We start from the raw sequence: 12,989 nt of genomic DNA on the forward strand, positions 1-12,989 counted from the left end.
CAGAAGGGGCACGCCGGGTGCCGGGGCCTCGTCGCAGGCCGTTCGAACGCCGCACGGAGACCGCGCTCCCGGGCGGGGCGACGGGGACGGTGCCCGGCCGGCGGGCGGTGCCGCGCCGTCGGCCGGCGGTGTTCCGCCGGGTGTCTCTGCTGCCGAACCGGAGTCTTCCTGTCTCTAGGCTGTCGCTGGGATCGATCCTACGATGGACTTCGTCCAAGTCAAGAAGTGCACTAAGGGCGGCATGGCGACCGGAGCGCGGCGCTCACGGATCTTCCGGGGACCGTGTGCTCCCCAAGAAGCGGGCAGGTGAAACGAGATGAGCGATCTCCTACGGCGGCTGCGGGGGCGTGGCTGGCGGCTGACCTCGCAGCGGCGCGTCGTCGCGGAGGTCCTCGACGGCGACCATGTGCACCTGACGGCCGACGAGGTCCATCTGCGGGCAGCCGCGCGACTGCCCGAGATCTCCCGCGCCACCGTCTACAACACACTGGGGGAGCTCGTCGCGCTCGGCGAGGTGCTGGAGGTCTCCACCGTGGGCCGGGCCAAGCGCTACGACCCGAACGCGCGCCGCCCCCACCAGCACCTGGTCTGCTCCGGCTGCGGCTCGGTCCGCGACGTCCACCCGGTCGGCGACGCCCTCGGCGACCTGCCCGAGGCGGAGCGGTTCGGGTTCACCGTCGGCTCGGTGGAGGTGACCTACCGCGGGCTGTGCCCGGGCTGCGCCTGACGGCGGAGCGCCCGCGGGTGGTGCCTGATCGACTTCTCGGCCGGCGTCACGGCGGCGTGTCGAATCCCTTATGCCCGTACCCGGAATCGGCCAAGGAACGGCAAAGCGGAATGCGGCGCAGTTAGGTTAGGCCAGCCTCAGTCATCCTCTCGACCGAAGGCGCACCCTCACCTGCCGGAGTACCCATGCGTCCCATCACGCGCCCCGTCGCCGCCCTGTCCGCCGTCGCCGCCCTGCTCGCCCTCGCCGGCTGCGCCGAGAAGGCCGACGCCGGCGACGACGCGATCCGGGTGACCGCCACCGACACCGCCTGCGAGACCTCCCGCACGGAGATCGCGGCGGGCCACCTGGAACTGGCCGTGGAGAACAAGGGCTCCAAGGTGACCGAGGTCTACGTCCTCTACCCGGACGACCGGATCGTCACCGAGCGCGAGAACATAGGCGCCGGTACGAAGGCGAACATCACCGCCGAGATCCAGCCCGGCGCGTACGAGATCGCCTGCAAGCCGGGGATGAAGGGCGACGGCATCCGGCAGAAGCTCACCGTCACGGGCGGCAAGGCCGCCAAGCGCGACCCCCGGCTGGACGAGGCCGTCGCCGCGTACCGCACCTATGTCCGCGAGCAGGCCGAGGAGACCCTGCCCAAGGCCGAGGCGTTCACCGAGGCGGTCAAGGCCGGCGACCTGGCGGCCGCGAGGAAGGCCTACGCGCCCTCCCGGATCGGCTGGGAGCGCACCGAGCCGGTGGCCGAGTCCTTCGGGGACATCGACCCCAAGGTGGACGTCCGCGAGGACGGGCTGGAGGAGGGCCAGGACCCGGAGAAGGACTGGACCGGCTGGCACCGCCTGGAGCGCTCGCTCTGGAAGGACGGCAAGATCACCGACCGGGACAAGCAGCTCGCCGACCGGCTGCTGGCCGACCTGACCGACTGGCAGCGCCGGGTGGGCACCGCGCAGATCACCCCCACCTCGATGGCCAACGGCGCCAAGGAGCTCCTCGACGAGGTCGCCACCGGCAAGGTGACCGGCGAGGAGGAGCGCTACAGCCACACCGACCTGGTCGACTTCAAGGCCAACGTGGAGGGCGCGGAGAAGGCGTACACCCTGCTGCGCGCCACGGCCGAGAAGAACGACGCGGCGCTGGTGAAGCGGCTGGACGCGGCCTTCGCCGACCTGGACAAGAAGGTGGACGCCTACCGCGACGGGCCGGGCAGCCATGACTTCCGGGCTTACGACACCGTCCGCGAGGCCGACCGCAAGAAGCTCTCTGACGCCGTCAACGCCCTGGCCGAGCCGCTGTCGAAGCTCGCGGCGGCCGTGGTCGGGAAGTAGCCGGACGCCATGGCGGACCCTTCGCACGAGGAAGCCGCGCCGGCGCCTTCCCGGCGCTCCCTGCTGGGCTGGGGCGGTGCCGGGCTGGCGCTGGGCGCGGCGGCCGTCGGCGGCGCCACCGCGCTGCACCGGGGCGGGGGCGGTGGTGCTCCGGCGCCGGACGCCGTCCCCTTCCACGGGCCCCGGCAGGCCGGCATCGCCACCGCCGTCCCCGACCGGCTGCACTTCGCCGCCTTCGACGTCACCACCACCGACCGCGCCGAACTCGCCGCGCTGCTGCGGGAGTGGTCGGCAGCGGCCGCCGCCCTGACCCAGGGCCGCCCGGTGGGCGGGGGCGCCACCGGCGGGCTGCCCGAGGCGCCGCCCGACGACACCGGCGAGGCGCTCGGACTGAGGCCCGCCCGGCTCACCCTCACCCTGGGGCTCGGGCCGTCGCTGTTCGCCAAGGACCGCTTCGGCCTGCACACCCGGCGCCCCGCCGCCCTGGCCGAGCTGCCGAAGTTCCCCGGCGACAACCTCGACCCGGCGCGCGGCGGGGGAGACCTGTGCGTCCAGGCCTGCTCCGACGACCCCCAGGTCGCCGTGCACGCCGTCCGCAACCTGGCCCGTATCGGCTTCGGCCGGGTCGCCGTGCGCTGGTCCCAGCTCGGCTTCGGCAAGACGTCGTCGACCACCCCGGACAGCCAGACGCCGCGCAACCTGTTCGGCTTCAAGGACGGCACCGCCAACATCGCCGGCACGGATGACAAGGCGCTGGACCGCCATGTCTGGGTGCCGGCGGCCGACGGGCCGGACTGGATGGCGGGCGGCTCCTACCTGGTCGCCCGGCGCATCCGGATGCACATCGAGACCTGGGACCGCACCTCGCTGCGGGAGCAGGAGGACGTCATCGGCCGCACCAAGGGCGAGGGCGCCCCGGTGGCCAAGGCCGGTGAGCACGACGCCCCGCTGCTCACGGCGATGCTGCCCACCGCGCACGTCCGCCTCGCCCACCCCGACAGCAACGGCGGGGCCCGGATGCTGCGCCGCGGCTACTCCTTCACGGACGGCACCGACGGCCTGGGCCGCCTGGACGCCGGACTGTTCTTCCTCGCCTACCAGCGCGACGTGCGCGACGCCTTCATCCCGGTGCAGCGCGCGCTCTCCCGGAACGACGCGCTCAACGAGTACATCCAGCACACCGGTTCGGCGGTGTTCGCCATCCCGCCGGGCGTCCGCGACGAGCGCGACTGGTGGGCCCGGGGACTCTTCACATGACCAACTCCTCCCGAAGGGGGCCGGGATGCTCGGCAACTACCTGATCGGCCTGCGCGAGGGACTGGAGGCCGCCCTGGTGGTCTGCATCCTGATCGCCTACCTCGTCAAGACCGGGCGCCGGGACGCGCTGCGGCCGGTGTGGCTCGGAGTCGCCGCGGCCTGCGCGCTCTCCCTCGCCTTCGGCGCCGCCCTGGAGTTCGGCTCCCGGGAGCTCACCTTCGAGGCGCAGGAGGCGCTCGGCGGAACGCTGTCGCTGGTCTCGGTGGGGCTGGTCACCTGGATGGTGTTCTGGATGCGCCGCACCGCCCGCCACCTCAGGGCCGAGCTGCACGACCGGCTGGACCAGGCCCTGACCATGGGCACCACCGCCCTGGTGGCCACCGCCTTCCTCGCGGTCGGCCGCGAGGGACTGGAGACGGCCCTGTTCGTCTGGGCCTCGGTGCGGGCGAGCGGCGAGGGCACCCAGGCCCCGCTGATCGGCGTACTCCTGGGACTGGCCACCGCCGTGCTGCTGGGCTGGCTGTTCTACCGGGGCGCCCTGCGGATCGATCTGGCCCGCTTCTTCACCGTCACCGGCGCCCTGCTGGTGGTGGTCGCCGCCGGGGTCCTGGCCTACGGCGTCCACGACCTCCAGGAGGCCCGCTTCCTGCCCGGTCTCGCCGACAAGGCCTTCGACGTCTCGGCCGCGGTCCCGCCGGACAGCTGGTACGGCACCCTCCTCAAGGGCGTCCTCAACTTCCAGCCCGACCCGACCGTGCTCCAGGCCGTCGTCTGGTGCCTGTACGTCGTGCCGGTCCTGGTCCTCTTCCTCCGTCCCCGCCGCCGGACGGCGACCGCCTAGTCGGCGGGCGGGGGGTCTTCGGACTCGGGCATCTCGTGGTGCGCCGCCGGTTCCCGGTCGCTCCGGGCGGCGGTGGCGCACAGGTCGTCCACCAGCGGGAGCACGCGCTGGGCGTAGCACAGCAGCAGCCGCCCGGCGGTGGTGGGGACGACTCCGCCGGGACATCGGAGGTACAGCGAGAAGCCGCAGATCCGTTCCAGCCGGTGCAGCCGGCGGGTGACGGTCGTCCGGTTGACGCCGAGCAGCCGGGCGGCGCCGTGCAGGGTGCGGGCCTGGTCGATCGCCCGCAGCAGTTGGAGGTCCTGGAGTTCGATGTCCATGTGGGGATCCCATGAGTGGGGGGGGCGGGGGAGGATCGCGTCCGGCGGGGCGGCGGGTGCGGGTGCCGGGTCGTGCCGATCGGTGGGTGCCGGGTCGTGCCGGCCGGTGGTGCCGGGCTGTGGCGGTCCGCGGGTGCCGTGTCAGGCGGGGCGGACCGCTCGGAGCCCGGAGGCGTCCACCGCCGTGGCCCGCTGGCGGGCGAGGACCCGCAGGGCGCTGATGAGGCACCGGGCGAACGCGGGCATGAGCGCCGCGCCCGGGCCGTCGGGGCGGGACAGCAGGGAGTGCCGGATGCCGAGGGTCAGGTCGGCGATCGGGCGCAGCACCACCCCGGGCGGGACCGGGCGCAGGACCTGGTGGAGCGTCACACACCGCCGGCTGCGGAGGATGGCCCCCCGGCAGTCGCTCACCGGCGGCAGGTAGTGGGTGAGCCGGGGGTCGAAACCGGAGCCCGCGCAGAGCGCGCGCAGCTTGTCGGTGCAGCCGTCCGGTCCTGAGCAGGTGATCCAGTCCTCGTCCGCGAGGTCGGCCATGGCGATGCTCGGGGCGCGGGCCAGGGGATGGGTCGCGCCCATCGCCAGCGCCACCTGCGACCATCCGACGACCACCTCCGCCAGATCGGTCCGGGACAGCGGCGGGGTGTCGCTGTAGGTGTCGATCAGCGCGATGTCGATCTCGCCGGCCCGGACCAGCTCCGCCAGCTCCCATGAGGAGGCGGCCGTCCGGACCCGGGGGCGCCGGACGCCGACGTCGACGCAGTCGAGGCAGCGCAGCAGGAGTTCGTGCAGCGGAGTGGTGGCCCACCCCACCCGCAGCAGGCGGTCCCGCTGCGCGTGCAGGGCGGCCAGCCGCTGTTCCAGTTCGTGCAGGAGGTGCACGATCGGTTCGGCGCGGTCCAGGACGGCGAGGCCGAGCGCGGTGGGCCGGGCGCCCTGGATGTCCCGCTCGAAGAGCGTTCCGCCCAGGGTCTCCTCCAGGCGGCGCACCTGCCGGCTGAGGTTCGGCTGCGACAGGCCCAGGGCGGTGGCCGCCTGGTTGACACTGCCGAGTTCGGCCACGGCGCGCAGGATGCGCAGATGGCGCAGCTCCAGATTCATGGCGCGCAGTAAACCGCCATCGGGTGCCCGTCACCACACCTGTGGATAAATTTGTCCTCCGACGAAATGTTACGCGAGTAGACGCATCCGATCGCCCGGATTTCTTCGACGGATATGTCGAGTATGTCCCCCGGGTGGTGACCGGGGATATGCGGCGAAGGCATAGCGCTCCGGCATTACCCGGGAGCGTTCCCGCCAGGTGAGAATCGGCTCAGCCGAATCGCGGGCCGTGCCGCGCGAGCTGCGTCCCCCACCACCACAAGGGTTGATGATGTTCGACCTTGAACCACTGACTGAAAAGTGTAAGCACGTGCTGTCCGAGGCTGATCATGTGTGCATAGGGATCAGCCCTTTCAATAGCTACTTCAGCACCCGGCGCATCGCCGCGCTCGCCGGCTGGGCCATGGCCCGCTTCGGCTCCTGCCACTTCTTCGTCCCGGACGCCGCTGCCGTGTACACCCTCCAGGCGCTGGGCTACCCGGCGGAGCGCGCCCGGCACAAGGCCGCCCGCCAGGGCGCCTATGTGCACAACAAGGTGGCCACCGCGCTCACTTCACTCGGGGTCGCCCGGCCCGAGGACCTGGTGTGGGGGGCCCGGCGCCTGGCGGAGTGCCCCCGCTACCAGGAGCTGCACGACCACGCGCGCCGGCTGTTCGACACCCATGACGACTTCCGCGACGCCTGCCTGGACGCCTCCCGCTGGGTGCTCGACCGCAAGCTGCCGGACGGCCGGGAGCCCACCGGGGAGCAGCTGCTGCTCGCGGTGCGCTATTTCCTGGCCGAGCTGCCGATGTTCACCGACTCGGCCGCCATCTGCCTGGGCGGTCCCGGACATTCCTCGCTCTTCGTCTACCACCAGCGCGTCCGTTTCCTGGAACGCTTCTACCGGAGGGAATTGGCGTGGCACCCCGTCGAGCAGCAGGGATTTCTCGTGGTGACCGAGAATCCTCTGGTGGAGCAGCCGGTATGAGGGCCGACCGGCCGGCGGAGGCCGCCGACGACTATGCGCTGACCCCCGTGCCCCGGGAGGCGCGGCACTCCTGGGTATCCGTGGCCGTGCAGCGGTTCGGCCAGGTCTCCTCGTTCCAGCAATTCATGGTGGGTGCCGTTCTCGGCTACTCCATGACCTTCCAAGACGCGTTCTGGGCCATCACCTTCGGCTCCGTGCTGCTGGAGTGCATCACCATCGCCCTGGGCATCGCCGGTGTCCGGGAGGGGCTGTCCACCTCCGTGCTGGCCCGCTGGGCGGGCTTCGGCCACAAGGGCTCGGCGGCGGTGGGCCTGCTGATCTCGCTCAGCCTGGCGGGCTGGTTCGGGGTCCAGAACGGCGTCTTCGCCGAGGGCATGCACGACCTGGCCGGCTGGGCGCCCGCCTGGGTGTGGGCGGTCGCCGGCGGCACCGCGGTCACGGTGATCGCGCTGTACGGCTTCCAGGCGATGGCCCGGACCGCGTGGCTCACCGTGCCCGCCTTCCTGGCCCTGGCCGGTTACGCGATCGTGGACACCCTGCGCCACCACTCCCTGGACCAACTGGCCACCGCCCCGCCACCGGGTCCGGTGATGTCACTGGCGGAGGGGACCACGCTGGTGGCGGGCGCCTTCGTGCTCGGCGCGATCATGACCCCGGACATGACCCGCTTCAACCGGAGTCCGGCCGACGTCGTCAAGCAGACCGTCATCAGTGTGACGCTCGGCGAGTACGTCATCGGCCTCACCGCGGTCCTCCTCGGCCACGCCGCCCGCAGCGCCGACGTGGTCGGCATCATCACCTCCTCGTCCGGACTGCTCGGCACCCTGGTCCTGGCCACCGCGATCGTCAAGATCAACGACTGGAACCTCTACTCGTCCTCGCTGGGCCTGGTGAACTCCGCCGAGGTGCTGCTCGGCCGGCGGCTGGGCCGGCGCGGGGTCACGGTCGTCCTCGGCGCGGTGGGCACCCTGCTCTCGGCCCTGGGCATCGTCGGCCACTTCACCGGTTTCCTGACCACGCTCGGGGTGCTGGCCCCGCCGGTGGCCGGCGTCATCATCGCCGAGTACTTCGTGGTGCGGACGTGCCGCCCGGTGTTCGACCGGGCCCGGGCCGACGGCGTACTGCCGGAGACGGGCGCCCAGTGGCTGCCGCTCTCCCTGGTGTGCTGGGCCGCCGGCTGGGCCGCGGGCACCTGGGTCGGGCCCGGCATCCCCGCCGTCAACTCGCTGCTGGTGGCGTTCCTGCTGTACGCCGCGGTCGGCCTCGTATCGGCGCGCCGCGCCCGGGCCCGGCGGGCCGTCCCCGCGCCGCACGGCCTCGGCGACCGGCTCGCCCGGTCCGGCGAACGCCCACCGGAGACCGTCCCGTACGACGCCTGACACGCCGTCCGGATCCCCGTACCGCCGTCCCCCGCCCCGAGGGGCGCGTTCCGACCGCCGACCAGAACACCCAAGGAGGCCGCCGTGCTGCCGCTGATCACCCGGGAAGAACTCCGCCAGGCGATACGGGAGCGGTCCGTGATCGTCGTCGACACCATGCCCGCCGACTACTACGCGCGCGAGCACCTGCCCGGTGCCCGCAACATCCCCGGCTTCCCCTACGAGGAGGCCACCGCGTTCACCGACGCGCACGCACCCGTGGTGGTGCCGGACAGGGCCTTCCCGATCGTCGTCTACTGCGCCAACGTGCCCTGCCGCAACAGCGAGCTGGTCGGCGCCCGGCTGGCCGAGCTGGGCTACGCCGAGGTGCGCAAGTACCGCGAGGGGATCGAGGACTGGGTGGCCGCCGGGCTGCCCACCGAAGGGTCCCTCGCTGCGGCGCGGCCCGCCCCCGGCGCCGGATCGGCCGCCTGAACCCCCGGCCCGGCGGGACACCACCGGGCCGGCCGCCCCGTTTGTCCGCACCGAACGAATCCCAGGAGGAAATGTCATGCACAAGACAGTCACCACGGTGGCCACCGCCCTGCTGATGCTGGGCGGAGCCGCCCTGCCCGCGGCCGCGGCCGCCCCCGCCGCTCCGGCGCCGCACCGAGCCGAGGCCGCCGCCCCCAGCGAGATCGACGTCACCTCGGCCAACTTCGGCCAGGTGGTGGAGTACTCGAAGACCACACCGGTGGTGCTCGACTTCACCGCCACCTGGTGCAGCTGGTGCCAGAAGCAGAAGCCCTACCTCGCCCAGTACAACAAGGACGACAAGGGCGCCTGGATCTGGGCGCGCGTCGACGCCGACACCAACCGCGACCTGCTCAAGAAGTTCAAGGTCAAGGGTCTGCCGACGCTGGTCAACATGCAGAACGGCGCGGACGCCGGCAGCCGGCTGGTGGGCTTCGACGGGGCCCAGTCGCTCCGTACCTGGCTGAACAACCTGTGAGGCACTGAGAGACCGGTCCGGCACCGGACCGGTCGACTCCAGAGAACGGCCCGGCGCCGGGACCGGTCGGCTCCGCCGGCCCCGGCGCCGGGACCGGTCGGTGAACCCTGCTCGGCCCGGCGCCGGGAGCCCGGCTCGCGGCAACGCGCCCGTCGGCGCGCCGCGGGCCGTACCCCGCCGGTTCCGCGCACTCCCCGTCAGACCACGCCCCCCACGAAAGGCACAGCCCATGCGTCATTCCGACAGCACCACCGGCCGGCCAGGGACGCCGGAGACGCCGCCCGGCCGGCTCCGCGCCGCCCGGCACCGTACCTCCTGCCGCCGGCGCCTCGACCGGGCACGCCTCGCCGCGGCCCTGGCCGCCGCCCTCTGCCTGCCCCTGGCGGCCGCGGCGACCACGTCCGCGCAGGCCGCGGGGCGCACCGGCGCGGGCTCGCCCGCCGCCGTGGACCGGGCCGCCGCCGACGCCGCCGTCCACATCGTCCAGCTGAACGACGTCGAGGCGACCAAGGAGGCGGTCACCAAGGTGGCCGCCGAGATGACCGCCACCCACGGCGGCAGTGTGCGGCGCGTGTACGCCGATCCGATGCAGGGCTTCTCCACCGTGCTCACCCCCGAGCAGCTGACGAAGTACCTCAAGGACACCCGGGTCGGCTCCGTCACCGAGAACCGGACCTACAGCGCGGCCGGGCGGCTCACGCCCGCCGTCTCCGGCGGGACGTCCCCGGCGGCGTCCGCACCCTGGGGGCTCGACCGGATCGACCAGCGGGAACTGCCCCTAGACGGCAGGTACTCCGTCGGGCGGACCGGGGCCGGGGTGCGCGTCTATGTGGTGGACACCGGGGTCCGGACCAGCCACGGCGACTTCGCCGGGCGCGCCCGCGGCGCCTATGACGCGATCAGCCTGCGCGAGGGCGGCGGCGGCCAGGACTGCCACGGCCACGGCACCGCCACCGCGGCCATCGCGGCGGGCCGGGCGACCGGGGTGGCCCGGCAGGCGCGGGTGGAGTCGGTGCGGGCACTGGGCTGCGACGGCACCGGCACCCTGGAGCACCTGCTCACCGCGGTGGACTGGATCACCACCCATGCCCGCAAGCCCGCCGTGGTGGCCCTCGGCTTCTCCGGCCCCGCCGGCTCCGTACTGGACCTCCAGCTCTACCAGATGACCGAACAGGGCATCGCGTACACGGCCCCGGCGGGCAGCGGCTCCGGCGGCTCCGACACCGACTCCTGCGATCTGACGCCGGGTCGCCAGACCACCGCGCTGACCGCCGGCGCCACCGGGCGGGACGACGGCAGGGTGGCGGGGACGGGCCGCGGCTCCTGTGTGCACCTGTTCGCGCCCGGCGCCGGCGTTCCGGCGGCGTCCGCCGCGTCCGACCGCTGCTGGACCACCCTGACCGGCACCTCGGCCGCCGCGGCCGCGGTCGCCGGGGCCGCGGCCCTGCATCTCGCGGCCCGGCCCACGGCCGGCCCCGCCGAGCTGGACCAGGCGCTGACCGACGGCTCGACCAAGGACCGGATACGGAACGCGGGCGAGGACTCGCCCAACCGCCTGCTGTACGTGGCGGACCAGGCGCCCGGCCGCGCGGCCGCGCCGGGGGAGCCGGGCCGGTGAGCGCCGAGTCCTTCCCGGGGCCCCGGCCGTACGGGGACGGGGGCGGTACGGGAGAGGGGGGCGCCGACGGGCTCCATGAGGTCGCCGTCATCGGCTCGGGCCCGGCCGGGTTCACCGCGGCGCTCTACGCGGCGCGCGCCGAACTCCGCCCGCTCGTCCTGTGCGGGGAGGCCTTCCCGGGCGGCGCGCTGGCCACCACCACCGAGGTGGAGAACTACCCCGGCTTCCCTGAGGGCGTCCAGGGGCCGGAACTGATGGACCGGATGCGCGCCCAGGCGGAGCGGTTCGGCGCGCGGACCCTGGAACGCGAGGTGGTGGCCGTGGAACTGGACGGCCCCGTCAAGCGGTTGACCGACTCCCGGGGCGCGGTCCACCGGGCCCGCGCGGTGATCGTGGCCACCGGGGCGGGCCACCGCCGCCTCGGTCTGCCCCGCGAGGACGAACTCGCCGGCCATGGCGTCTCCTGGTGCGCCACCTGCGACGGCTTCTTCTTCCGGGGCCACGATCTGGCGGTGGTCGGCGGTGGTGACACGGCGCTGGAGGAGGCGGCCTTCCTCAGCCGGTACGCGCGCTCGGTGACGGTCGTCCACCGCCGCTCGGTCCTGCGCGCCTCCCGGGTGATGCGGCGGCGCGCGCTGGCCGACCCCAGGATCACCCTTCTTCTGGACCACGAACTGGTGGAGCTGCGCGGTGATCCCTCGCTCACCGGGGTCGTCGCGCGCTCCGTCCGTACCGGCGAGCGGGTCCTCCTGCCGGTGACCGGTCTCTTCGAGGCGATCGGGCACCTCCCGCGCAGCGAACTCTTCGCGGGAGTCCTCGACATCGACGGGAACGGCTATCTGCGGGTGGAGCCGGGGTCCACCCGGACCGGCGTGCCCGGTGTCTTCGCCGCCGGGGACGTGGTCGACCACGTCTACCGCCAGGCGGTGACGGCGGCGGGCACCGGTTGCGCCGCCGCGCTGGACGCGGAGCGCTACCTCGCCGCCCTCGACGGCGGGGACGGGCGCGATGCCCGGTCGTCATCCGCCCTTGCCGCCACGCCGTCGCGAACGGTGTGACGGTGGTGGCCGTGTGCCCGAGTGGTCAGGGAACCGCCTGCAAAGCGGTCTACATCGGTTCGAATCCGGTCGCGGCCTCTGTCGAAACCAGCCCCGCAGTACATCCGGCGAACAATCCGCCGAACATCCCGGCGAACGGAAATCCGCTGCCATGTCCCACCACCCTCCGGGCCCCTCCGCCATCGAGCCGCCCCTCCCGCCGCCGCGCGGGGGGCTCGCGGTGGCCGCCGTGGCCCTTGCCGTCTTCTCCCTGGTCACCACCGAGATGCTGCCGGTCGGCCTGCTGACCCCGATGAGCACGACGCTCGGGGTCTCCCATGGCACGGCCGGGCTGGCGATGACCCTTCCGGGGATCGTGGCCGCGCTGTCCGCGCCCCCGCTGGCCCTCGCCGCGGGCCGCCGGGACCGCAGACCGGTGCTGTGCGGGCTGATGGCCCTGCTGGCGGCGGCCAACCTGGCCACCGCGTTCGCCCCGCACTTCGCCGTGCTGCTGGGGGCCCGGGTGCTCATCGGGCTGGCCGTCGGCGGGATCTGGCCGATCGCGGTGGGCATCGCCGTACACCTGGTACCGGAGAGAAGCGCCCCCGCCGCCACCTCGGTGATCTTCGGTGGCATCGCTGTCGGCTTCGTCGTCGGGGTGCCTCTCGGCACGTTCGCCGGGGGCCTCGGCGACTGGCGGCTGCCCTTCACGCTGATGGGGCTGCTCTGCCTGCTGCTGCTCGCCGCCCTGGCGGTACTGCTCCCCCCGCTGCCGTCGCACCGGCCGGTGCGGGCGGCGGACCTGCCGGGTCTGCTCCGCGACACACGGCTGCGCGCCGGTCTGCTCGTCACCGCGCTGCTGGTGACCGGCCACTTCAGCGTCTACACCTATCTGCGGCCCCTGCTGGAGTCGGTCGCCGCGACACCTCCGGGACTGGTCAGCGGCCTGCTCCTGGTCTACGGGGCCGCCGGGGTGGCCGGGAACTTCCTGGCCGGAGCACGCGCCCCCCGCGCCCCCGGCGGCACACTGGTCGGGGTGTCGGTCCTGCTCGCCGGGTCGATGGCACTGATCCCGGCGTTCGGTGCGGCGCCGGTCGCGCCCTGGATCCTGCTCGCCGCCTGGGGGACGGCCTACGGCGGTGTCTCGCTCAGTGCCCAGGGCTATGTGGTGCGGGCCGCCCCGGGGGCCGGCGACATGGGATCGGCCCTGTTCATCTCGGTCTTCAACGCGTCCATCTCGCTGGGGGCGCTGAGCGGGGGGCGCATCGCCGACGGCGGCGGCCTCGGCTGGCTGCCCTGGTTCGGCGGCGCCCTGGTGGCGCTGGCGCCGGCGGTTCTGTGGTGGACCGGCGGACGCGGGGCGTCCGATCCGGATCCGCCGCCGGGCGCCCACCGGGAAAACGCCTTCCGGTCATTTCGA

General features: G+C 73.6%; 13 protein-coding genes and 1 tRNA gene. 12 read left to right on the forward strand and 2 right to left on the reverse strand.

Annotation, left to right across the window (positions count from 1 at the left end):
• Nucleotides 1-316 precede the first annotated feature (316 nt).
• The 4 genes from M1O15_RS14705 (at nucleotide 317) to efeU (ending at nucleotide 4,156) form a co-directional block, all read left to right on the forward strand.
• Complete coding sequence (locus M1O15_RS14705; RefSeq protein WP_248634252.1) at nucleotides 317-727, forward strand: Fur family transcriptional regulator; 411 nt, start codon at nucleotides 317-319, stop codon at nucleotides 725-727.
• A gap of 185 nt (nucleotides 728-912) precedes the next feature.
• Nucleotides 913-2,058 (forward strand): iron uptake system protein EfeO, encoded by a 1,146-nt coding sequence (gene efeO / locus M1O15_RS14710; RefSeq protein WP_248634253.1) that lies wholly within the window; start codon nucleotides 913-915, stop codon nucleotides 2,056-2,058.
• A 9-nt stretch (nucleotides 2,059-2,067) separates the two neighbouring features.
• Nucleotides 2,068-3,315: an iron uptake transporter deferrochelatase/peroxidase subunit gene (efeB, locus tag M1O15_RS14715; protein ID WP_248634254.1), complete on the forward strand. Its 1,248-nt coding sequence runs from the start codon at nucleotides 2,068-2,070 to the stop codon at nucleotides 3,313-3,315.
• 25 nt (nucleotides 3,316-3,340) lie between these two features.
• Nucleotides 3,341-4,156 (forward strand): iron uptake transporter permease EfeU, encoded by an 816-nt coding sequence (gene efeU, locus M1O15_RS14720; protein WP_248634255.1) that lies wholly within the window; start codon nucleotides 3,341-3,343, stop codon nucleotides 4,154-4,156.
• On the opposite strand, the gene M1O15_RS14725 is transcribed toward efeU, so the two are convergent.
• Nucleotides 4,153-4,476, reverse strand: coding sequence for a LysR family transcriptional regulator (locus tag M1O15_RS14725; protein WP_248634256.1), 324 nt, complete (start codon nucleotides 4,474-4,476; stop codon nucleotides 4,153-4,155). The two genes, efeU and M1O15_RS14725, sit on opposite strands and share 4 nt — an antisense overlap.
• Nucleotides 4,477-4,617: 141 nt before the next feature.
• A complete protein-coding gene (locus tag M1O15_RS14730; protein ID WP_282576740.1) occupies nucleotides 4,618-5,574 on the reverse strand; it encodes a LysR family transcriptional regulator in 957 nt (318 codons plus the stop codon).
• Between the two features lie 271 nt (nucleotides 5,575-5,845).
• Between M1O15_RS14730 and M1O15_RS14740 the strand changes: the two genes are divergently transcribed.
• The 8 genes from M1O15_RS14740 to M1O15_RS14775 form a co-directional block, all read left to right on the forward strand.
• Nucleotides 5,846-6,544 (forward strand): tRNA-dependent cyclodipeptide synthase, encoded by a 699-nt coding sequence (locus M1O15_RS14740; RefSeq protein WP_282576771.1) that lies wholly within the window; start codon nucleotides 5,846-5,848, stop codon nucleotides 6,542-6,544.
• Nucleotides 6,541-7,923, forward strand: coding sequence for a purine-cytosine permease family protein (locus M1O15_RS14745; protein WP_248634258.1), 1,383 nt, complete (start codon nucleotides 6,541-6,543; stop codon nucleotides 7,921-7,923). The genes M1O15_RS14740 and M1O15_RS14745 overlap by 4 nt, the downstream gene beginning before the upstream one ends.
• Nucleotides 7,924-8,007: 84 nt before the next feature.
• The gene (locus M1O15_RS14750) at nucleotides 8,008-8,397 is read left to right on the forward strand and encodes a rhodanese-like domain-containing protein (protein WP_248634259.1); all 390 of its coding nucleotides are present in this window, start codon (nucleotides 8,008-8,010) and stop codon (nucleotides 8,395-8,397) included.
• 76 nt (nucleotides 8,398-8,473) lie between these two features.
• Nucleotides 8,474-8,914: a thioredoxin family protein gene (locus M1O15_RS14755; protein WP_248634260.1), complete on the forward strand. Its 441-nt coding sequence runs from the start codon at nucleotides 8,474-8,476 to the stop codon at nucleotides 8,912-8,914.
• A 229-nt stretch (nucleotides 8,915-9,143) separates the two neighbouring features.
• The gene (locus M1O15_RS14760; protein ID WP_248634261.1) at nucleotides 9,144-10,532 is read left to right on the forward strand and encodes a S8 family serine peptidase; all 1,389 of its coding nucleotides are present in this window, start codon (nucleotides 9,144-9,146) and stop codon (nucleotides 10,530-10,532) included.
• Nucleotides 10,533-10,621: 89 nt separating this feature from the next.
• The gene (gene trxB / locus M1O15_RS14765) at nucleotides 10,622-11,590 is read left to right on the forward strand and encodes a thioredoxin-disulfide reductase (protein WP_248634280.1); all 969 of its coding nucleotides are present in this window, start codon (nucleotides 10,622-10,624) and stop codon (nucleotides 11,588-11,590) included.
• A gap of 7 nt (nucleotides 11,591-11,597) precedes the next feature.
• A tRNA-Cys gene (locus M1O15_RS14770) sits at nucleotides 11,598-11,668 on the forward strand.
• Between the two features lie 73 nt (nucleotides 11,669-11,741).
• Nucleotides 11,742-12,989 (forward strand): MFS transporter (locus M1O15_RS14775; RefSeq protein WP_248634262.1); only part of this gene is annotated, 1,248 nt, incomplete at its 3' end.

This window comes from Streptomyces lichenis (genome assembly GCF_023218175.1).
In the GTDB taxonomy this organism is placed as follows: domain Bacteria; phylum Actinomycetota; class Actinomycetes; order Streptomycetales; family Streptomycetaceae; genus Streptomyces; species Streptomyces lichenis.